The 21,988-nt window shown below is 48.1% G+C and carries 20 protein-coding genes; 13 read left to right on the forward strand and 7 right to left on the reverse strand.

Annotated features, from left to right (window positions below; all coding sequences use genetic code 11):
- Positions 1 to 71: 71 nt before the first annotated feature.
- From ABDB98_RS06645 to ABDB98_RS06665, 5 genes are all read right to left on the reverse strand, one after another.
- The gene (locus ABDB98_RS06645) at positions 72 to 242 is read right to left on the reverse strand and encodes a type II toxin-antitoxin system SpoIISB family antitoxin (protein ID WP_003154807.1); all 171 of its coding nucleotides are present in this window, start codon (positions 240 to 242) and stop codon (positions 72 to 74) included.
- Positions 242 to 994: a type II toxin-antitoxin system SpoIISA family toxin gene (locus ABDB98_RS06650; RefSeq protein ID WP_438421711.1), complete on the reverse strand. Its 753-nt coding sequence runs from the start codon at positions 992 to 994 to the stop codon at positions 242 to 244. The genes ABDB98_RS06645 and ABDB98_RS06650 overlap by 1 nt, the downstream gene beginning before the upstream one ends.
- 107 nt (positions 995 to 1,101) lie before the next feature.
- Positions 1,102 to 2,100: an inorganic phosphate transporter gene (locus tag ABDB98_RS06655; protein WP_044802872.1), complete on the reverse strand. Its 999-nt coding sequence runs from the start codon at positions 2,098 to 2,100 to the stop codon at positions 1,102 to 1,104.
- Positions 2,101 to 2,112: 12 nt separating this feature from the next.
- A complete protein-coding gene (locus ABDB98_RS06660) occupies positions 2,113 to 2,730 on the reverse strand; it encodes a DUF47 domain-containing protein (RefSeq protein ID WP_032874614.1) in 618 nt (205 codons plus the stop codon).
- 284 nt (positions 2,731 to 3,014) lie between these two features.
- Positions 3,015 to 4,331: an APC family permease gene (locus ABDB98_RS06665; RefSeq protein WP_438421713.1), complete on the reverse strand. Its 1,317-nt coding sequence runs from the start codon at positions 4,329 to 4,331 to the stop codon at positions 3,015 to 3,017.
- A gap of 321 nt (positions 4,332 to 4,652) precedes the next feature.
- Between ABDB98_RS06665 and ABDB98_RS06670 the strand changes: the two genes are divergently transcribed.
- The 3 genes from ABDB98_RS06670 to ABDB98_RS06680 all read left to right on the forward strand — a co-directional run bounded on the left by ABDB98_RS06670 (position 4,653) and on the right by ABDB98_RS06680 (position 8,884).
- Positions 4,653 to 5,603, forward strand: coding sequence for a ring-cleaving dioxygenase (locus ABDB98_RS06670; protein WP_438421714.1), 951 nt, complete (start codon positions 4,653 to 4,655; stop codon positions 5,601 to 5,603).
- A 183-nt stretch (positions 5,604 to 5,786) separates the two neighbouring features.
- The gene (locus ABDB98_RS06675) at positions 5,787 to 7,901 is read left to right on the forward strand and encodes an ArnT family glycosyltransferase (RefSeq protein WP_438421715.1); all 2,115 of its coding nucleotides are present in this window, start codon (positions 5,787 to 5,789) and stop codon (positions 7,899 to 7,901) included.
- An 11-nt stretch (positions 7,902 to 7,912) separates the two neighbouring features.
- Positions 7,913 to 8,884: a glycosyltransferase family 2 protein gene (locus tag ABDB98_RS06680; RefSeq protein WP_045925705.1), complete on the forward strand. Its 972-nt coding sequence runs from the start codon at positions 7,913 to 7,915 to the stop codon at positions 8,882 to 8,884.
- Positions 8,885 to 8,974: 90 nt separating this feature from the next.
- On the opposite strand, the gene ABDB98_RS06685 is transcribed toward ABDB98_RS06680, so the two are convergent.
- Both ABDB98_RS06685 and htrA read right to left on the reverse strand, forming a co-directional pair.
- Complete coding sequence (locus ABDB98_RS06685) at positions 8,975 to 9,151, reverse strand: hypothetical protein (RefSeq protein WP_438421716.1); 177 nt, start codon at positions 9,149 to 9,151, stop codon at positions 8,975 to 8,977.
- Positions 9,152 to 9,252: 101 nt separating this feature from the next.
- A complete protein-coding gene (gene htrA, locus ABDB98_RS06690; RefSeq protein ID WP_156133000.1) occupies positions 9,253 to 10,602 on the reverse strand; it encodes a serine protease HtrA in 1,350 nt (449 codons plus the stop codon).
- Positions 10,603 to 10,887: 285 nt separating this feature from the next.
- Between htrA and ABDB98_RS06695 the strand changes: the two genes are divergently transcribed.
- From ABDB98_RS06695 to ABDB98_RS06740, 10 genes are all read left to right on the forward strand, one after another.
- Complete coding sequence (locus ABDB98_RS06695; protein WP_438421718.1) at positions 10,888 to 12,447, forward strand: MFS transporter; 1,560 nt, start codon at positions 10,888 to 10,890, stop codon at positions 12,445 to 12,447.
- A gap of 155 nt (positions 12,448 to 12,602) precedes the next feature.
- Positions 12,603 to 13,427: a M55 family metallopeptidase gene (locus tag ABDB98_RS06700; protein WP_438421719.1), complete on the forward strand. Its 825-nt coding sequence runs from the start codon at positions 12,603 to 12,605 to the stop codon at positions 13,425 to 13,427.
- A 13-nt stretch (positions 13,428 to 13,440) separates the two neighbouring features.
- Complete coding sequence (locus tag ABDB98_RS06705; protein WP_060962992.1) at positions 13,441 to 14,373, forward strand: ABC transporter permease; 933 nt, start codon at positions 13,441 to 13,443, stop codon at positions 14,371 to 14,373.
- The gene (locus ABDB98_RS06710) at positions 14,373 to 15,320 is read left to right on the forward strand and encodes an ABC transporter permease (RefSeq protein WP_438421720.1); all 948 of its coding nucleotides are present in this window, start codon (positions 14,373 to 14,375) and stop codon (positions 15,318 to 15,320) included. The genes ABDB98_RS06705 and ABDB98_RS06710 overlap by 1 nt, the downstream gene beginning before the upstream one ends.
- Positions 15,321 to 15,325: 5 nt before the next feature.
- Positions 15,326 to 16,357, forward strand: coding sequence for an ABC transporter ATP-binding protein (locus ABDB98_RS06715; RefSeq protein ID WP_438421721.1), 1,032 nt, complete (start codon positions 15,326 to 15,328; stop codon positions 16,355 to 16,357).
- Complete coding sequence (locus ABDB98_RS06720; protein ID WP_438421722.1) at positions 16,354 to 17,973, forward strand: peptide ABC transporter substrate-binding protein; 1,620 nt, start codon at positions 16,354 to 16,356, stop codon at positions 17,971 to 17,973. Before ABDB98_RS06715 ends, ABDB98_RS06720 begins: the two co-directional genes overlap by 4 nt.
- Positions 17,974 to 18,039: 66 nt before the next feature.
- Entirely contained in the window at positions 18,040 to 18,999 is a 960-nt protein-coding gene (locus ABDB98_RS06725; protein WP_438421723.1) for a S66 peptidase family protein, read from the forward strand.
- 6 nt (positions 19,000 to 19,005) lie between these two features.
- A complete protein-coding gene (locus ABDB98_RS06730) occupies positions 19,006 to 20,103 on the forward strand; it encodes a mandelate racemase/muconate lactonizing enzyme family protein (RefSeq protein ID WP_438421724.1) in 1,098 nt (365 codons plus the stop codon).
- Positions 20,100 to 20,999: a C40 family peptidase gene (locus ABDB98_RS06735; RefSeq protein ID WP_438421725.1), complete on the forward strand. Its 900-nt coding sequence runs from the start codon at positions 20,100 to 20,102 to the stop codon at positions 20,997 to 20,999. The genes ABDB98_RS06730 and ABDB98_RS06735 overlap by 4 nt, the downstream gene beginning before the upstream one ends.
- Positions 21,000 to 21,001: 2 nt before the next feature.
- On the forward strand, positions 21,002 to 21,973 hold the full coding sequence (locus ABDB98_RS06740; RefSeq protein WP_016936410.1) for an ABC transporter ATP-binding protein: 972 nt from the start codon (positions 21,002 to 21,004) through the stop codon (positions 21,971 to 21,973).
- The last annotated feature ends 15 nt before the right edge of the window (positions 21,974 to 21,988 follow it).

The following is a 21,988-nucleotide window of genomic DNA, read 5'->3' on the forward strand; positions in this document are numbered from 1 at the left end:
TGATTTTATTATATGAAATATAAGGAAAAAAGGAATAAGGACAAGAGCCGTGTCTCCTGTCCTTAGTGTAATCAAGCTTTTTTTTGTTTATACTTGTCAATCAGCCGTTCGTTTTCTTTGAAAATTCTGGCGGTATGAGGGCTGACTTGGTAACTTGCGATACTTGTCATTGAGCGTTTTTTAAACATTTTGAACGGTTTCGCTCTTTGTTCCGGCTGCCCGTTTTGAAATGCCTGCTCCATTATCCGTCACCTTCCTCTTCCTCTTCTATTGGCAGCATTAAATCATAAATGCTCGTGAGCGATGTGAAAAGCAAATAATCGAATTCCGTCAACAGGTTTTCTGATGTCAGTTTGATCACATAATGGCGGTCCTGGACTGTAAACGGAATAAGCACAAGCCTGCCCTTTTGATCATAGTAGACGTCTTTTCGGTTAAGGCGGGACTGAACATCTGCCGCATCAGGCATATGCTCCGTCAAGCGGTCCTTATCCGACTGTGCCGAATAGTCGCACAATGAAGCCGTGACATTCATTTTTTCTGCATAAGCGGCCAGCAGTCTGCTGATGCCTTCTGCATAAGCTTCTGTACTTCCATAATATACATGGATCGGTTCATTTTTCAACAGATATTGATAGGTTTTCAGTTTTTCAAGATAGGAGTGAAGCATTTCGTTGTTTTCTTCCAAAATCTCCCTCGTGTCCGTCTCTAATTCATTGCCGGCGAGCTTTTTGATATATGCGCTCAAAAAGATAAACGCATCAATAAGAGCAAAGCAGACGGCAACAATCAAATATTGTCTCCATGCGGAAAAGAGCGATTCGGGATCATATGTCCAATAGACCATGGAGCCCAGTACAAATAGTAAATACCACGTTTTACGGATGGCAAACATTTTTTCTTTTACCTTTGCCTCATACCGCCAGGATGCGTACACATATAAAATGAGTGCGGCGGCCATCGGCCACACCATGATCTGAAAAAACATAAGCATGAGCATCCCTCACAATTCGAAAAATGGTCTGCTATGTTCATTCTATGTCACGACATCATTTTCCTGTCACAAAAAAAACCGCTTCTGTAAAGAAGCGGATGCCGTCATTAGAAAAAGAGATCTAAGATGAAAAAGGCGATGGCGCCGAGTGTACCTGCAATCGGCAGGGTGATGACCCATGTAATGAGCATCCGTTTAGCCGTTCCCCAGTTTACGCCTTTTACGCGGTGGGAAGCGCCCACACCGAGAATGGAAGACGAAATGACGTGCGTCGTGCTGACAGGGAGATGAATAAACGTGGCCCCGAAAATAATGGCTGCGCCGGTTAAGTCGGCAGATACGCCGTTTACCGGACGGATTTTCATAATTTTACCGCCGACGGTTTTAATGATTTTCCAGCCGCCGATGGATGTGCCGAGACCCATTGCCAGGGCACAGGAGAGCTGCACCCAGAAAGGAATCGTATCACTTTTATGTAAATTGGCCGTCATAAGCGCCATCGTAATGATACCCATCGCTTTTTGCGCGTCGTTTGTTCCGTGTGTATAGGACTGAATGGCAGCCGTCAAAATCTGCACTCTGCGGAAGCGTTTATTTGTTTTCGCCAGGTTGCTGTCTTTAAAAATCAGCTTCACGATCGAATAGACGATAAAGCCGAGAACAAAGGCGATGATCGGTGATAAAATAAGTGCTTCGATAATTTTAATGAACCCTTTATAATTAAGCGTCGCAAAACCTGATGCTGCAATGGCCGCACCGGCGATCGCTCCGATAATCGCATGTGAAGAGCTGCTCGGAATGCCGAAATACCATGTGATCAAGTTCCAGACGATTGCGGCGAGTAAAGCAGCAAGAATGACAACCGATCCGTTGTCTAATGTATAAGGATTCACAATATCTTTCGTAATGGTTTTCGCCACACCGGTAAACGTCATCGCTCCGAGAAAGTTCATGATGGCGGCCATGATAATCGCGTGCCGCGGCTTCAGCGCTTTTGTCGAAACTGAGGTGGCGATTGCGTTGGCGGTATCGTGAAATCCGTTAATGAAGTCAAATACCAAAGCGCAAATGACAATTAATATCGTTAAAAGTAATAGAGTATCCATTATAACCCCTCGTTACGCGTTTTTCATAATGATGGTTTCAAGATTATTGGCAACGCTTTGGCAAGAGTCAGCAATTTCTTCAAGCGTTTCGTAAATTTCACGATATTGGATCACTTTGATCGGATCTGTTTCATGGCCGAAAAGATTTTTTAATGATTTTCTGTGCAGGTTGTCACAGTTGTGCTCATACTCTTTAATTTTGATGGCGTGAGGCTGAATGTCCTTTAAGCGGTTTTCTGCCAACAGCTCAGTTGCAATTAAAATTTCTTTCGCACATTCTCTAATGTATCCGCTGAATTTGTCGATATGCTCGTCTGATGAAGTAATTGAGAAAATCTCCATCATGGCAGAGAAATGTTCAATTCCGTCAAGCACATCATCCAGGCTGTTTGTCAGCTGAAGGATATCTTCGCGTTCAATAGGAGTGATGAATGCTTTGTTAAGCTCTTTAATCATGACATGAACATGATTGTCACCTTTTGTTTCGTATTCTTTTAACGTATCTGCAAATTCTTTAAGTGTTGTTTGGTTTGTGACTTTAAAGTTCACAAAATACTCTGCAGTTTCATCTATATTTTTTGCGATTTCTGTTAAAAGGAGTGAGAACTTATCTTTTTTTCTTTTTATCATTAAAAACCCTCCATTGTTTGAATGAGACAATGCACACATCAAATTATTATATAGCCTTTTGTCGAAAAAAAACAGATAAAGTCGAAAAAAACGCCTCTTGATTTTTTCGTAAAAACGTGTCTCATCCTGTTTTTCTTATGTTACCCACTTTGCCAAAAAAACGTAACATACTTCGAATTCAGACATCTTGCTTAAAAAGTATAACAAAAGATGTGAATTTGCTGTCAACTTTTGCACGTGATTTTGCCGAAAAAAAACGGCTCCCATAAAAGGAACCGTTTTTGTCAGTCATTTCTGCGGTTTTTCAGCCAAAAATAAAGCGGGAGTCCGGAAAGGCCGATCAAGATGGAAAGCCCGCAGCTCAGTGTATCTGTAATGATCGTGCTGATCAGCACAAACAGTGAACCCGCTATGGCCAAAACAGGGATGACCGGATACAGAGGCACGCTGTACGCGCGCGGTTTTCCGCCGCTTTTTTTTCTTAGGATGAAAACGGCGAAAAAGGCCATGACGTAAAAAATATAAATCATGAAAATAGAGATTTCAGACAGCTTATCAGGATTGCTGATAAGCATAAAAATAATGGCCAGCGCGATCTGAAATGACACGGCAATCCAAGGGGTGCGGAACGTCGGATGCACCCGTGAAATCTGTCCGGCAAACGGCAGCTGTTTCCGTTCAGCCATTGCAAACGAGACACGCGGAAAAGCGAGAATCTTTCCGTTTAAACAGCCGAAAATGCTGACGATGATCCCGACGCTGATCAATTTTCCCCCGATGCCGCCAAACAGCATTCCGGCAGCGGTGCCTGTGGCATTTTCACCGAGTTTGACAATGTCCGTCGCGGGAAGAATGTGCAGCAGTGCGAAGTTAATGAAAAGATAAATGGCGGTGACAACCAAGAGTCCGCCCGTCATCGCTCTCGGGAGAAGTTTTTCCGGGTTTTTCATTTCACCGCCGAGAGCCGCAAGCAGAATCCAGCCGTCATAGGCAAACAAGGTAGCCAGTATGGCAGCGCCGAAATTCATTTCGGACATGTTGCTTGTAACGGCTGTGAAAATATGCTGATCGCCTTTCCAAAGGCCGAACACAATCATGCAGATAATCGGAATCAATTTGCCGACCGTCGTAATTCCCTGGACGATGCCGCCATATTTCGTTCCGATAATATTAATGATGCTTAAAAACAAAACGGCTGTAATTCCGATCAATTTAGACCAGCCGGAATCCCAATTGAACAAGTGCGCCATCAAAGAGCCGAAATACAAGCCGATTGCTCCGATAATCGCGGGGCCGTAAATGATGATTTGCACCCAGCCGCACAAAAAGCCCCAAAATTCGCCGTACACTTCTTCAAGATATGTATAAAGTCCGCCCGTTTTCGGAATCTGAGTGCCGATTTCCGCAACGGTCAAGCCGCCTGCAAGCGTCAAAATGCCTCCTAACAGCCACGCGATAAGCGCGGTTTTTGCATCACCGGAGTAGGCAAGCACGGCGCCTGGTTTCATAAATACGCCGGAACCGATGATGGTGCCGATAACAAGTGAGAGGGCGATGGTAAGGCCGATCTCTTTTTTTAGTCCGTTTTCTTCAATCTGCATATCCTTTCCCTCCAGATGTAAAATCGTCATGCTGAAAAAACTATTTTCCATATTGTAAACCCTAATTGCTGAAACGCGAATAAAATAAATTTTCTGATTTCGGTTTTTTGCTTAAAAACAAAGGTTTTCGCTTTTGATAAGGAAAATATCTTATTTTAAAAACGAACATTAAGAGTTTTTAAATCCCTATAGTTCGTTGTTTTAAAGGCGGAAATCTGCAGACCGTCGGCAAAGCAGATGTGTTGACTTTATGCTCCGGATAACATAAATTGTATATATAAAATATCTCGAAATCGAGATAATTGAGTGGAGGATAACATAATGAAAGTTAACGGAATACACCATGTATCAGCAATGACGGCTGATGCGCAGAAAAATTTAGATTTCTATCGGGACATCCTGGGGCTGAAACTTGTGAAAAAGTCCGTAAACCAAGATGAACCGACGATGTATCATTTGTTTTACGGTGATGAAACAGCCAATCCGGGATCTGAATTGACGTTTTTCGAAATTCCGCGGATTGCGCCGTTTCATGCGGGAACAAACAGTATTTCTTCAATCGGCCTGCGCGTCCCGGACGCACAAGCGCTGCAATATTGGAAAAAACGATTCGAAGAGCATCAGGTCGCTCATGGCGACATCATGACAATAGCGGGCAGAGAGACACTCGCTTTTCAGGATCATGAAGGACAGCGGCTTGTACTGACGGCTGACGAAAAAGGAAAAGACATCGGTGAAGCGGTGAAACAAAGCGGCATTCCGGAAGAATATTCTTTCCGCGGTCTTGGGCCCGTTGAATTGACCGTCCCGTATGCGGAGCCGACGCTGCGTGTGTTAACCGATGTGCTCGGCTTCACTGAAATCGGAAAAGAAACCCATGAAGACCGGGGCACAGTTACAGTGCTGGAATCAGGAAACGGAGGCGCGCGCACGGAAGTCCATCTGATTGAAAGAAACGATCTTCCGCGCGAGCGTCCGGGAAAAGGCAGCGTCCACCATGTGGCCTTCCGCGTTCAGAATGAAGAGGAGCTTGCTTTATGGCACCGCATCATTACAAAAGAAGGTTTCAGCAACTCAGGCATCGTAGAGCGTTATTATTTCAAAGCGCTGTACTTCCGGGAACCGAACGGAATTCTGTTTGAATTGTCAACGGACGGTCCGGGTTTTATGGTTGATGAAAAACCTGAGGAGCTCGGCAAAACGGTGGCGCTTCCGCCTTATCTCGAACACCGCCGTTCTGAAATAGAAGCGCGGCTGAAACCGATTCAATAAATCAGGAATAATGACAGATGCCTCCCGGCTTGAGGGAGGCATCTTTTTTTGCTTTCTAAAACCGTTTTGTCCTTCTTTTTACCCATTTGTAAACGGCAAAATAATTGTCTTTGTTTATTAATAAATTTTTCACATTTGGTTGTTACACTTGTTCAAAGTTCAACCAAAGGAGTGAAAATACAGGTGAAAATGAAAAAACGCGAGATAGACGCAGTCTTAATCCTCATTTTACTCGCTTCCGCATTCTTGAATATGTACAACATCTGGAATGACGATACGGTGAACCCTTATTACACCGCAGCGGTAACGAGTATGCTTCAAAGCTTTCATAATTTCTTTTACGCTTCATTTGACGCAGCCGGATTTATCACGGTAGATAAACCGCCTGTTACATACCAGATTCAAACGATCAGCGCGCTGATATTCGGTATGCACGGGTGGAGTGTCATCCTGCCTCAGGCATTGGCAGGTGTAGGCTCAGTTCTATTCATGTACTTATTAATAAAGCCGACGTTCGGAAAAACGGCGGCCCGAATCGCCTCATTTGTCATGGCATGCACCCCGATCGCTGCAGCGGTCGCGCGGACAAACAATGTCGATGCTTTACTCGTGTTTTTCCTGCTGTTCGCTACATGGCTCCTCTTTAAAGCGATTCGAAAAGGCAGACTGATTTGGCTTCTGGCGGCGTTCTTTGTCGTCGGGGTAGGCTTCAATACAAAAATGCTTCAAGCTTATATGATTTTACCGGCTTTCTTGCTGTTCTATATGATTGCGGCAAACACAACCATTAAGAAAAAAATCATTTCATTGGTAAGCGCGCTGGCCGTATTAGCGGCCGTTTCGTTGTCATGGCCGCTCATTGTTGACAATATCCCTGCCGGCAAACGGCCATATGTCGGAAGCAGCCAGACCAACTCCGTATTGGAATTGGCTTTCGGATATAACGGGATTCAGCGGCTGACAGGCCAAAGTTCCGGAGGCGGTCAGGGCATGCCGCACGGCAACGCTTCGAAAGAAAAGGCTTCTTCCGCCGGTTCTTCACAACTGCAGGCGCCGCCCGGTCAGTCTTCAAGCGAAGGCAAATCTCAAAACAGCAACATGACGGCACCTCCATCTAACGGGCAAATGCCGAATGGCGGTCAAGGAGGCCCTCCAAGCGGCGGAGGAAAAGGAGGCGCAGGCACCGGCTCGAAAATGCAATCTGGTTCAGGAATGTTCGGCACGGGAACCCCTGGTCCGCTGAGACTCTTCCAACAAGAATTATCTGATCAGATCAGCTGGCTCCTGCCGTTTGCGATTTTTGGAATGGCCGGTTTACTGATCGCCGGAGCGAGAGAAAGAAGAAGATTGTCAGAAGAACAGAAGGAAACGATCTTTTGGGCAGCGTGGCTAGTGCCGATTGCCGGATTCTTCAGTGTGGCGGAATTTTTCCACCATTATTATCTCATTATGCTGGCGCCTCCGATTGCGGCACTTGTCGGCGCGGGGTGGGTCGCTCTCGTTCATTTGTACCGCACGGAGACAGGCTGGAAGTCTTGGCTTCTGCCGGCAGCCATTCTTGCGACAACCGGATTTGAGCTGTTTATCCTCAGAAACTGGATTGACCAAATCGGCGCAGGCTGGAGCATCGGTGTTGGCGTTATCGGAGCTTTGTCTGCAATCGCTCTGTCCGTGTTCAAACAGCGCCAAAAACCGCTCAGTTATTATCTGTCACTTGCAGCTCTTCTCGTCTTGCTGGTGATGCCGATATATTGGGCGAGCACACCGCTTCTGTACGGGGGCAACAGCTCATTGCCTGAAACAGGCCCCCAGCTTGCATCAACAAGCGGGAAAGGCATGGGAATGAATAACGCCTCTGTAAATAAAAAACTGATCAACTATTTAGAGAAACATAACGCCGGAGCGGACTATCTATTTGCAACAACCGATTCCAACACAGCGGCGCCTTACATTATCAAAACGAAAAAAGCGGTCATGGCGATCGGCGGATTCAGCGGATCTGACCCGGCCATCACGCTGACTCAATTTAAAAAGCTCGTAAAAGAAGGAAAAGTAAAATACTTCTTAACATCCGGAATGGGCAAAGGCGGAAACAACGATATTGTTGAATGGGTTGAGAAAAACGGAAAGAAAGTATCTTCAGATAAATGGCAAACAAGCACAGATCAACAAACGAAAAATCATGATGCAGCTGATACAAAGCGCAGCAAGACCTCAGGTGAAAACAGCCGGATGGGCGGCGGCCCCGGCGGAATGAATCAGTCAGCTTCACTATACGAACTGCAATCTGATGAATAGGAGGAAAAAATATGAGCAGACATATTCAATATTCAATTGTCGTCCCGGTGTATAACGAAGAACCCGTCATTCAGACAACCTATCAGCGCCTGAAAGAAGTCATGGATCAAACAAAAGACCATTATGAATTAATCTTTGTCAATGACGGAAGCAAAGACCGCAGTATTGAAATATTACGAGAACACAGTCTGATTGATCCGAGAGTGAAAATTATTGATTTTTCCAGAAACTTCGGACACCAGATCGCGATCACCGCGGGCATGGATTACGCAGAGGGAAATGCAATCGTCGTCATTGACGCCGATTTGCAGGACCCTCCCGAACTAATCCTTGATATGATTGAACAGTGGAAAGAAGGCTACGATGTCGTGTACGCCGTCAGAACAAAACGAAAGGGAGAAACCTTTTTCAAGAAACAGACGGCTTCTATGTTTTACCGGCTGCTTCGGAGCGTGACTGATATTGATATTCCGCTCGATACCGGAGATTTCCGCCTGCTGGACCGAAAAGTCTGTGACGAAATGAAAAGATTAAAAGAGAAAAATCCTTTTGTCAGGGGGCTCGTCAGCTGGGTCGGCTTTAAGCAGACTGCTGTTGAATATGAACGTGATGAGAGGCTTGCGGGAGAAACGAAATACCCGCTTAAAAAAATGCTGAAGCTTTCCATGGACGGTATCACAACGTTCTCCCATAAACCGCTCAAGGCGGCAAGCTACGCGGGAATGATGATGTCCGGGGCAGGTTTTCTCTATATGTTTATCGTTTTATATATGAAACTCTTTACAGACAGCACCATAACGGGCTGGTCCTCTCTGATTGTGATACAGCTGTTATTCAGCGGCATCGTTCTTTTAATGCTCGGAATGATCGGCGAATATATCGGAAGGATTTATGATGAAGCAAAAGACCGTCCGCTCTATATCGTGCAAAAAGCGTACGGCATTAAAAACGAAAAGGTTTATCGGGATCAGCATATGTCTTAACCGAAACACCCTGTCCGGCCACCCGGGCAGGGTCCTTTTATGTCAAAAAAAAATCCGCAGGAACATATCGTGTCCCGCGGATTTTTTCATTCATCTGCGGCCGGTCTGGATGTGCAGAGAGCGCATGATCAGGCCGGTTCCCGTCAGGTTCAATAAAATGCTTGCACCCAGCGTCATGCCCCAAGCAACGTTTTGCTGAGGAAGCTGAATGCTCAGCTGCAATAAGATAATTCCGGTAACGACCAGCAAAAGTCCGGTATGTTTCATAGGTATGTATCCTCCTTTGTACAAACTTTCATACGGACGGTCTGCGCTGAAAGTTTCATTATTGATGTAAAAAAATCCAAGGCCGCTGCCTTGGATTTTTGTTAAGACGAAGTTTCTTCTTTTTGAGTCAGTTTCATTTTTTTCGTCATTTCCTTGCCGTTTCTGATAATCTTCACGTCAACGGTGCTGCCGACTTTCGTATTCTTATAGAGAATATTGCGAAGTTCGCTGCCCGTGTCAGTTTCTTTCCCTTTCAAGCTGATAATGATGTCTTCTGCTTTTAATCCGGCTTTGGCTGCAGGTGAGCCCTGCGCCACTTCGCGAATGTAAACCCCTTTATTCAGCTGTTTGCCGAAGAGGCCGAGTGTGCCTTCCTGATAGTTTTGCGGCACTTGCTCCAAGTCGATCATGCTCACCCCGATATAAGGGCGCTCCACCTGTCCTTTCGTGAGAAGCTCTTCGGCAATCGGTTTTACATCGTTGCTCGGAATCGCAAAGCCGATGCCTTCTACATCATTTTCACTGATTTTCATGCTGTTGATACCGATGATTTTGCCGTCTGTATTCAAGAGCGGCCCGCCGCTGTTTCCGGGATTGATCGCGGCATCGGTTTGAATGACGTTGATGCTTGACTCACCGGCTGATGTAGAGATCGAGACCGTTCTGTTTAAGCCGCTCACGATTCCCTGTGTGACGGTGCGGGACAGGTCTTTGCCGAGCGGATCACCGATGGCGATCACGGATTCACCCGTTCTGAGAGCGGATGAACTGCCGAAGCTTGCCGTTTTTGTTACGTGTTTATCACTGATTTCTAATACGGCCAAGTCTGTCAGCGAATCACGGCCGACGAGTTTAGCTGTTACATCGGTGCCGTCATATAATGACACTTTAAGAGAAGAGGCGCCTTCAACCACGTGATTATTCGTAATAATATACGCTTTGCCGTTTGCTTTCTTAAAGATAACGCCGGAACCTGAGCCTGTTTCCGCATCTTCACCCGATGAATTTGAGTTCGAATCTGAACCGGAACCGAATCCGAATAAATCTGAACTGTTTTGCTGCTTTTGCAGATTGGTGATTCCGACGATCGCCGGTGAAATGTCTTCCACCATATTCGAAATGCTGCTTGAATTTGCGGATGAGCTGTTTGCCGATTTGCCGCTGCCGGAATCAGAAGATGTCTGCTTAGCGGTTACTGAAGACGTTTCCTGAGCGGGAGCCGGATTTGAAGTATCTTGAGTCTGATGGTCCCCAAGCGGCGTAAATGTATAGATGCCGAGGGCGAGCCCTCCGCCGATCACCCCGCCGAGAAGCGGTCTGAACCAGCCGAAGCTTCTTTTTTTCTTGTCCTCGTCCGGCGCGGAATATCTCGCCGGCTGCTGATTTTCTTTTACTAAAAGGACTTCCTGTTCTTTTTGGTCTGTCCGATTTTCATCACGATAGTTATCCATCATGTTCACTCCGTTTCTCTATTTCATCATAGCATGATTTGCCTATTATTACTGACTCCATCTTAAACAAAAAGTGTGGGATAATAATGAAAAGATTGTGGGAAATTGTGAAAAAGACATAATCGGACGGCGGCGCTCTATATTGACAATTTCCATCGGATTTGAAATAATAAATAAGATATTATGTTCAATCCTTCACATGAAAAGATATGAAAATTCTGTCAAGCTAATGGGGGAAATCTGTTAGCTTTTTCACTTTGTAAAATTTTAGAAAGGGGCTGTCGAATGAAAGAAAAACATCACTGGATTATTTCTCTGCTTGCTGTGCTGGCGGTCGGGCCGGGACTGATGTCGAACACCGCTCTTGCGGCTGTCCAAAGCCTTGTCCGGCAGGCGGTCGGCGGGGAAAACTTTGACTCTTTTCATCCGATTATTATCGGTAATATGGCATTCGCCTTATTTGTGCCGGCTGGGCCGTATTTAAGAAAAAGGTTCGGCTCCCGGCCTGTCTATATGATTTTGATGGCTGCAGCTGTCATCGGTGCGCTGCTTGCTGCTGTGACAAATGATATTTACCTGCTCGCTGCGGGCCGTTTGCTGCAAGGAGCTGCGGCGGGCACTATGCTGATGATTATGATTCCGATGCTGGTGCTTTCGTTTCCGATTGAGCGCCGCAATTACGCCTTATTTGTGTTAATCGGCGGATTTTACGGGTCTGTCATTATGGGAACCGTTTTAGGCACGGCGGCGGCAAGCGCCGGCCATTGGCATTGGCTGTTTATCATTTTTGGCCTGCTGTCTCTATTCGGCTTGATTTTCAGTTATGTGTGGCTACGGGATGATGCTCATAAAATTGCTGAAAAATCTCCATTTGACGGCATCGGTTTTCTTTTGGCCGGTATATCAGCCGTGCTGACCGCTTATACGTTTATTCATCTGCCGAAATGGGGCTTTTCGTCTTGGCATACATTGGCGGGATTTGGCGGAAGCTTCGTCATTTTGCTGATCCTGCTGATTATGCAGTACAGAAACGAACATGCGCTGATTTCGATTAAACTGATGCTGATTCCAAAGCCGATTCTGGGTGTTTTCATGATCGCCGCGGCCAGCATTTCCATAGCGGTCAGCCTTTCTGCATTTCGCGGGGAGCTTCAGACCGCATACCATTTGTCACAAACCCATTTAATCTTCTTATATGCGAGCCTTTTGGGAGGCGTGGCCGTTGCCGCTGTCATCAGTGCTTTCGCATATGATAAAGTCGGCCCGGGCATGCTCGGCATAACAGGCTCTGTGATATTGGTGTTCGTGAATTTTCAATGGATGACGACGGATCATCATCTGCCGCTTATTCTATTTGCGGGGCTTTTCGTGATGCTGGCGGCAGGGACAGGGCTTATCGTGGCGGCCGGACTGATGGGCGCCGCGTTGGGCGGGCCGCTTCCGGAACTGGTGAAACGCATGACGGCCGTTCAGTTTTTACGGCTGTTCATTTATATGGGCGCGCCTGTATTAATCGGGTATTTTACGAAAAGAGATGCTTCGGGCACGCTTTGGGGCGCGCACAGCACACAATCGCACTATGACCAGCTGATGGGGACATACAGCGATCTGTTTCTTATTGCTTTTATCTTTAGCCTGCTTTTAGTGTGTTTATCATTTGTGATGAATGCGACAGGCATGGGACATAAGCTGGCGCATAAACCGCATGCCGTACGCAGGCAGGCGGCTGAAGAGCCTTCGCCGCAGGCTCCTGAACCGATCAGGCATCAGGTCATTCCCGATCGCGAATACAGAAGTGCGGTCAGACAGTTTCAGGGTCACCCTATAAACAAAAACAGTATGTAACTTTTTCTATCAGCAAACCCTTTTCCCCGTGAAAAGGGTTTGTTTTTTCCTATAATGGCATAATGATATATTGCATGTTTCATCCTTTTTTAATATAATTTGTTAGAATATTCATAATTTAATATTGGAATTTTAAATAAAAAAGGAGGCATTATATGAAACTGTATCTATCTGTAGACATGGAGGGGATTTCCGGACTGCCGGATGAAACATTTGTCAATTCCCGCATGCACAATTATGAGCGCGGCAGGGTTCTGATGACCGAAGAAGCAAACTGGTGCATCGCTGAAGCGTTTAAAAACGGATGCACGGAAGTGACCGTAAATGACAGCCATTCTAAGATGAATAATCTGCTTGCAGAAAAACTTCATCCTGAGGCAGAGCTGATCACGGGGGATGTCAAGCCGTTTTCTATGATGCAGGGGCTTGATGAATCATATGCGGGCGCGATGTTTATCGGCTATCATGCGAGAGCCTCGATGCCGGGCGTCATGTCACACAGCATGATTTTCGGCGTGCGCCATTTTTACATAAATGATAAGCCGGTCGGTGAACTGGGGCTGAATGCCTACCTCGCCGGATTTTACGGCGTCCCGGTTATCATGGCAGCCGGAGACGATTGCGCCGCAAAAGAAGCGGAGGAGCTGATACCGAATGTGACCACTGCAGCCGTAAAACAAACCATTTCAAGAACCGCTGTCAAATGCCTGTCTCCTCAAAAAGCCGGGCGGCTCCTGACGGAAAAAACAGCTTATGCGCTCAAAAATAAAGATAAGGTCAAGCCGCTGACACCGCCTGATCGACCTGTATTAGGCATTGAATTTGCCAACTACGGACAGGCTGAATGGGCCCATTTAATGCCGGGCACAGAAATTGTACCGAAAACGACAACCGTTCAATTTCAGGCAAAAGACATGCCGGAAGCTTATCAGGCCATGCTCGTCATGACAGAACTCGCCATGAGAACAACATTCTGTTAAAGGGGTGAACGGCATGCTGCGGTATTTTATCAAACGTTTTATCGCCATGATTGTGACCGTGCTCGTCATCACCACTCTGACATTTGTCATGATGAAAGTGATACCCGGCTCGCCTTTTAACGAAGAGCGGGGCACAAACGAAGCGGTCCAGCGAAATCTCGAATCCTACTACCATCTGAACGAACCTCTTATCACTCAATACGCCATTTATCTAAAATCCATTCTCACCTTTGATTTCGGTCCTTCAATCAAAAAACCGTCAGACAGTGTAAACGCCATGCTTGAACGCGGATTTCCCGTTTCCTTTGAGCTTGGCATAACGGCGATCATCATCGCAGTTATTTCAGGGCTCGCGCTCGGCATAACGGCCGCTCTCAGACGCGGCGGCTTTCTCGATTATGCAGCCATGAGCCTTGCGGTGCTGGGGATTTCCATTCCGAATTTTATTATGGCGACACTGCTGATTCAGCAATTTGCGGTTCATCTGAAATGGTTTCCGGCAGCCACATGGACGAGTCCCATACATATGGTCCTGCCGACTGTTGCGCTTGCCGTCGGCCCTATGGCCATTATCGCGAGGCTGACAAGGTCAAGCATGGCAGAAGTGCTGACTCAGGATTATATCCGCACGGCAAAAGCAAAAGGTCTTTCCCCTGTCAAAATTGTCATCAAACACGCCTTGAAAAATGCTCTTATGCCCGTTGTGACAGTACTCGGCACGCTTGCCGCAAGTATCCTGACGGGCAGTTTCGTCATCGAGAAAATCTTTGCCATTCCGGGAATGGGCAAATATTTCGTGGAAAGCATCAATCAGCGTGACTACCCGGTGATTATGGGAACGACCGTTTTTTACAGTGTGATTCTGATCGTCATGCTGTTTCTGGTTGATTTGGCATACGGCCTGCTGGATCCGCGCATAAAACTTCATAAGAAAGGGGGAGCCTGATGAATCTCCCGCAAGGAACGGTAAAACACACAGAAGTGCCAGATGACTGGTTTCAGCCGGGCATGGAAAGAAAGGGTGAAACCGAGTCGGTGAAGCGTCCGAGCCTGTCTTACACACAGGATGCGTGGCGGCGGCTTAAAAAGAACAAATTGGCGATGGCCGGCCTTTTGATTTTATGCTGCCTGTTTCTTTCAGCTGTGTTCGGTCCGCTGATATCACCGCACAGTGTGACGAGGCAGACACTCGCCGAGCAGAATCTTCCGCCGTCTTTTTCACATTGGTTCGGAACCGACGAGCTGGGGCGGGACGTGTTTACAAGAACGTGGTACGGAGCGAGGATCTCTTTATTTGTCGGTGTGATGGCAGCGTTGATCGACTTTTTGATCGGCGTCATTTACGGCGGCATCGCCGGCTACAAAGGTGGACGGACAGACAGCGCCATGATGAGAATCATCGAAGTTCTCTACGGCTTGCCGTATCTGCTCGTTGTCATTTTGTTAATGGTGCTGATGGGACCGGGGCTCGGTTCCATCATCGTCGCTCTGACCGTGACGGGATGGGTCGGCATGGCGCGGATTGTCAGAGGGCAGGTGCTGAGGATGAAGCATGATGAACACGTGCTTGCTTCGAAAACGTTTGGGGCGAAAACATTTCGGATCATTAAGAAAAACCTGCTGCCGAATACGATGGGAGCCATTATTGTCCAGATGACGCTGACGGTGCCGGCGGCGATTTTTGCGGAATCATTTCTAAGTTTTCTCGGACTCGGCATTCAGGCGCCGTTTGCAAGCTGGGGCGTCATGGCAAACGACGGGCTGCCGGCGATTTTATCAGGCCATTGGTGGCGGCTGTTTTTCCCCGCCTTTTTCATTTCCTTAACGATGTACGCGTTTAACGTGCTTGGAGACGGCTTGCAGGACGCGTTAGATCCGAAACTGAGGAGGTAGGGAAAATGACGCAGCCAATTCTTTCAGTTCAAAATCTGCATGTTACTTTTTCGACATACGGCGGCACCGTAAAAGCCGTCAGAGGCGTCGGCTTTGATTTATATAAAGGTGAAACGTTTGCGATCGTCGGTGAATCGGGCTGCGGAAAAAGCGTGACGTCACAAGCCGTGATGGGTCTTCTTCCGAAACATTCGGCAAAGATTGAATCCGGAAGCATACAATTTAAACAGAAAGACCTTTGTCAAATGACGGAGCGGGAAATGCGGGGAATTCGGGGGCGCGACATTTCTATGATTTTTCAGGACCCGATGACGGCGCTCAATCCGACGTTAACCATAGGGGAGCAGCTTTCGGAAGCGCTGTTGGAACACCGCGCCATGACGAGAAAAAAAGCTGAATCCGAGGTCCTCGCCATGCTGGATCTGGTCGGAATCCCTGACTCGAAATCCCGCCTGAAGCAGTATCCTCACCAATTAAGCGGGGGCATGCGGCAGCGGATCGTGATCGCGATGGCGCTGATCTGTGAGCCGGAAATCATGATCGCCGATGAACCGACAACGGCTCTTGATGTGACGATTCAAGCGCAAATCCTTGAATTATTTAAGAAGATTCAAAGAAAAACAGGCGTATCTATAATTCTGATCACGCATGACCTCGGTGTTGTCGCTCAAACCGCTGACAGGGTCGCCGTCATGTATGCGGGAAAAATCGCCGAAATCGGCACGAGACATGATATTTTTTACCGGCCGGCTCATCCCTACACTAGGGGGCTGCTCCGCTCAGTGCCGCGGCTGGATATGGAGGAAAGTGAGCTTTCGCCGATTGACGGGACTCCGCCTGATTTATTCGATCCGCCGCCGGGCTGTCCGTTTGCCGCCCGCTGTCCGGACAGGATGATCGTCTGTGAAAAGGTATATCCGGAAACAACCGAGAAATCCAAAAGCCATTTCGTCAATTGCTGGCTTCAGGATCACCGTGCAGAGCGGCTGAAGCACAAACAGCTGACGGCAGCAGCGGAAAAAGGGGGATTCAAATGAAAAAGAAATGGGCGATCGGAGTGATTGCTGTTGTTTCGTTTGCTTTGATGGGCTGTACGGCCAATGAGCAGGCGGGGACAGAACCCGGCAAAGCAAAAGAACAGGGGGGCGAAACGGTGCTCCGGCTCAATAACGAAAATGAGCCGACCTCACTTGATCCGCCGATCGGATTTAATAATGTTTCCTGGCAGCCGCTGAATAACATCATGGAAGGTTTAACGAGGCTTGGAAAAGATAATAAGCCCGAACCGGCCATGGCGGAAAGCTGGAAGGTGTCCGCTGATAAGCTGACATATACCTTCAATATCCGTAATAACGCCAAATGGACAAATGGCGATCCCGTCACGGCGGAAGACTTCGTCTACGCCTGGAAACGGATGCTTGATCCGAAAACGGGCGCATCTTCCGCATTTCTCGGCTACATGATCAAAGGCGGGGAAGAATTTAACAGCGGAAAGGGCAAAAAAAAAGACGTGAAAGTTGAGGCAAAAGATAAAAAAACACTGGTCGTCACATTGGCGGCACCGCAGGATTATTTTCTCAGTGTCGTGTCCAATCCGGCGTATTTCCCGATTAATGAAAAGGCCGCCAAGGCTGATCCGAAATGGTTCACTGAAGCGAAAACCTTTGTCGGCAACGGACCGTTCAAGCTGACGGAATGGAAGCATGATGACAGCATGACGATGGTCAAAAACGAGACGTATTGGGATAAAAAGACGGTGAAACTGGATCAAGTCACATGGGCGATGGTCAGTGACCGGAATACAGACTATCAAATGTTCCAGTCGGGGGATTTGGATACCGCTTTCGTGCCGGCAGAGCTGAGTGAGCAGCTGATGAGCGGAAAAAACGTCCGCACGTGGGATCAGGCCGGACTTTATTTCTATCGCTTTAACGTAAAAATGGAGCCGTTCCAAAATGAAAAGATCAGAAAAGCGTTTGCTGCAGCTATTGATCAAAAAGAAATCACGGATTATGTGACCAAAAACAGGGAAAAGCCGGCGCATGCTTTCGTATCTCCGGGATTTACGCAGCCTGACGGGAAAGATTTCCGCGAAGCGGGCGGCAGTTTATTAACCCCGAATGAATCAGAAGCCAAAAAACTGCTGGAAAAGGGCATGGCAGAAGAGCATTATGATAAGCTGCCTGCTGTCACACTGACATACAGCACAAAACCGGAGCATAAGAAAATAGCGGAAGCGATGCAGCAGAAGCTCAAAAGTGTGCTCGGTATAGACATTAAGCTCGCCAATATGGAATGGAACGTCTTTTTAGAGGAGCAGAAAGGACTGAAGTTCCAGTTTTCTCAAAGCTCATTTTTACCGGATTACGCAGATCCGATCAGTTTTCTTGAAGCCTTCCAGACGGGGAATTCCATGAACCGCACAGGATGGGGCAGCGCGGATTACGACGAATATATCAAGCAGGCAAAACAGGAAGCCGATGCAAAAAAACGTTTTGCGCTCATGCATAAAGCGGAAAAGCTGCTCATGAACGAGGCACCGATCATTCCGATTTATTTTTACAATCAGGTGCATCTGCAGAACAGCGGCGTGAAAGGCATTGTCCGGCATCCCGTCGGTTACATTGATCTGAAATGGGCGGAAAAGTCCTGATATCAGAACGGAAACAAATACCGCTCTTTTGACGGTAAAGGAGCGGTCTGTTTCACTTTTCAATCCATGGAAAAGGAGATTGAAAAAGCCATGAACTATAAACCGAAAGCACTGCAAAAAGGCGACACGGTCGGTGTCATTGCCCCTGCGAGCCCGCCTGAGAGCGGGACGCTGCAAACCGCGCTGCTTTTTTTAGAAGATGAGCTTGGTCTTCAAGTGAAACTCGGCCGGGCGCTGAAAGCCCGTCACGGCTATTTGGCGGGAGAGGACCGCGCGCGTCTCGATGATCTTCATGACATGTTTAGCGATCAGAAAGTCAAAGCGGTGATATGCGCGTGCGGAGGATTCGGCACGGGCCGCATTGCTGCTGATATCGACTTCGGCTTAATCCGCCGCAATCCGAAAATTTTCTGGGGATACAGCGATATTACGTTTTTACATACCGCCATTCATCAAAATACGGGACTCGTCACATTTCACGGCCCGATGCTGAGTACGGATGTCGGGCTGGATGATGCTGATCCGCTGACAAAGGCGTCATATCACCAGCTTTTCGCAGAAACGGAATTCACCTATACGGAGGACATTTCCCCATTAGAGGTGCTGACAGACGGAAGAGCCGAGGGAGAGCTTGCGGGCGGCAATCTGTCCCTCATTACATCGACACTCGGCACGCCGTTTGAAATTGATACAAAAAACAAATTGCTGTTTATCGAGGATATTGATGAGGAACCGTATCAAATCGACAGAATGCTGAATCAATTAAAAATGGCCGGAAAACTGTCAGACGCAGCAGGAATTTTGGTCTGTGATTTTCACCAATGCGAACCGAAGAATAAAGAAAAGTCTCTTACTTTAGAGCAAGTGCTGAACGATTACATTGTCAAGTCAGGAAAGCCTGTGCTTAAAGGCTTTAAAATCGGCCATTGTTCACCGAGCTTCGCCGTTCCGATCGGAGCCCGCGCGGTTATGGATACGGCGGCCAAAGCGGTAACGATTGAATCGGGGGTTTCGGGAAGGGAGTGATCAGGCGTGAGGATAACAGATATTCAAACGGGGCGGATATCCGTCCCGCTGAAAAAGCCGTTTAAGACCGCTTTGCGCACGGTTTATCATGCTGAATCGGTCATTGTGAAGCTTACATTTGACAACGGTCTGACCGGCTGGGGCGAGGCACCGCCGACGGTTGTGATTACAGGCGACAGCGTAGCCGGTATTGAAAGCGCCGTCTGCGATGTGCTGAAGCCCGCTCTCTTGGGGCGGAGCCTTTCCGGCATGGAAGCTGTGCTGTATGATATCAGCCGGCTATTGGAAAGGAATCAAAGCGCAAAAGCCGCTGTAGATATGGCTGTATATGACGGATGGGCGCAAATGCACGGGCAGCCGCTTTACCGGCTGCTCGGCGGCTATCGGAATACACTGGAAACGGATTTTACCGTCAGCGTCAATTCTCCAGAGGAGATGGCGGGGGACGCAGACCATTATGTAAATAAAGGGTTTCGTATTTTAAAAATAAAAGTCGGCATAGGTGATATATCAGACGATTTGGCGCGGATTCAGGCGGTCAGATCACGTGTCGGCGCAAACGTCAAACTGAGACTGGACGCGAATCAAGGCTGGACGCCGAAAGAAGCCGTGACCGCGATCCGAAAGATGGAAGACGCCGGACTCGGCATTGAGCTTGTCGAACAGCCTGTTCACAAAGACGATATCGGCGGGCTGAAGCAGGTCACCGATGCCGTAGACACGCCGATTATGGCGGATGAGAGCGTGTTTACGCCACGTCAGGCCTTTCACGTGCTGCAGACGAGAAGCGCCGATTTAATCAATATTAAGCTGATGAAAGCGGGCGGCATCAAGCAGGCGGAAACAATCAATGCGATGGCAGAAATGTGCGGTGTGGAATGCATGGTCGGCAGCATGATTGAGACCAAGCTCGGCATCACCGCCGCAGCCCATTTTGCAGCGGGCAAACGCAATGTGACAAAGTTTGATTTTGATGCGCCGCTTATGCTGAAAAATGATCTCATTAAAGGCGGCATCACATACAGCGGCAGCCAGATTACGATCCCCGATGAACCGGGTCTCGGCATTACCGGTGTGTCGGTGCAAGAGGAGGCGAAACAATGAGAGCAGCCGTAACTGCGGCGGCAGCCAACATATGGACGCTGCCGTCATCTCCCCGTTCGCATGATGCACCGATGCTCGAAAACCCGCCCAAGATCAGAAAATGGCTGGCGGCTATGGGATATGAAGAGCGGCTCCAATTATGCACGGACAATCTTGTCCAAACGCAAGTGCTTTTCGGAGAAGAGGTGATCATTCTCAAAGAAGAAGGAGAGTGGGCTTTTGTTGCCGTTCCCGGTCAGCCTTCAAAAAAGGACACGCGCGGATATCCGGGCTGGATGAAGAAAAGCCAGCTTTCAGCATCCGGCTTTCAAACATCTTCTCCTGCCGTCTGGATTACCAAACCGACAGCTTTTTTATATCACACAAACGGCGAACCGGACTTGGAAGTGAGTTTCTTAACGCGTCTTCCGGCATCAGGACGTGAAAAAGGCTTTTTTCGCGTGATGACGCCGCTCGGGGAACGGCTCATAAATGAAGCTGACGCAGACGAATTTCGGCATACGGAAGGGCGCGCCGCAGATGTTATCGAAACGGCAATGATGTTTCTCGGGCTTCCGTATTTATGGGGAGGACTGAGCGGTTTCGGGTTTGATTGCTCCGGATTGATGTATTCGATATTTAAAGCAAACGGCTATACCCTTCCCCGGGATGCCCGGGACCAGGCAAAAGCGGGACGCGGCGCAGAAGTAAACGATATCCTGCCGGCAGACCTTTTGTTTTTCGCCTATGAAGAAGGAAAAGGCGCGATCCACCATGTCGGTTTGGCGCTTGGAGACGGCAGGATGCTCCACTCCCCGAAAACGGGAAAAGCCATCGAAGTGCTGCGTTTGAAAGGAACCGTCTATGAAAAAGAATTATGCACCGTACGCCGCTGTATAAGCGAAAAGGGGGAATGAATATGACGGCATCTCCGCTCCTTGAAGTCAGCGGGCTGAAAATGCATTTTGACGCCGGAAGAAAGAAAGCCGTCAAAGCAGTCGACGGTGTCAGTTTTCACATTCAAAGAGGGGAAACATTCGGACTCGTCGGAGAATCGGGTTGCGGTAAATCGACGCTCGGAAGGGTTATTCTCCGTCTGTATGATCCGACGGCCGGGTCGGTATCATATGAAGGGACGGACATACACCGTGCCGCGGCAGAACAGCGGTCCGTCCTCTTCCGCAAGCTGCAGATGATTTTCCAAGACCCTTACGCCTCGTTAAATCCGCGTTTGACCGTACGTGAAATTATTATGGAGCCGATGGAAATCCATAATCTTTACAATACACGTAAAGCCCGGCTGATGATGGCCGATGAACTGCTTGAATCTGTCGGGCTTCATCCGGATTTCGGCAGCCGGTATCCCCACGAATTCAGCGGCGGACAGAGGCAGAGAATCGGGATTGCCAGAGCGCTTTCTCTGCACCCCGAGTTTATCGTGGCGGATGAGCCGATTTCCGCGCTTGATGTGTCCGTACAGGCCCAGGTCGTCAACCTGTTAAAAAGGCTTCAGAAAGAGAAAGGGCTGACATTTTTATTTATAGCCCACGATTTATCAATGGTTAAGCATATCAGCGACCGGATCGGCGTGATGTATTTGGGGCGCATGATGGAAATCACAGAAAGCGCTGCGCTTTATAAGGAACCGCTTCACCCTTACACGAAGGCGCTTTTATCCTCAATCCCGATTCCTGATCCGCTTCTTGAGGACAAGCGTGAACGGATCATTCTGAAAGGGGAGCTGCCGAGTCCCCTTAACCCGCCGAGCGGCTGTGTGTTCAGGACGCGATGTCCTGAAGCGATGGAGATCTGCGGCAGAATAACGCCTGAGCTTGAGGAAGTGAAAACAGGGCGTTTTGTCGCCTGCCACTTATATAAAAAAGAAAGCTGACCTTATGCCGTCAGC

The sequence above is a fragment of the Bacillus siamensis genome, assembly GCF_051628075.1.
In the GTDB taxonomy this organism is placed as follows: Bacteria; Bacillota; Bacilli; order Bacillales; family Bacillaceae; genus Bacillus; species Bacillus siamensis.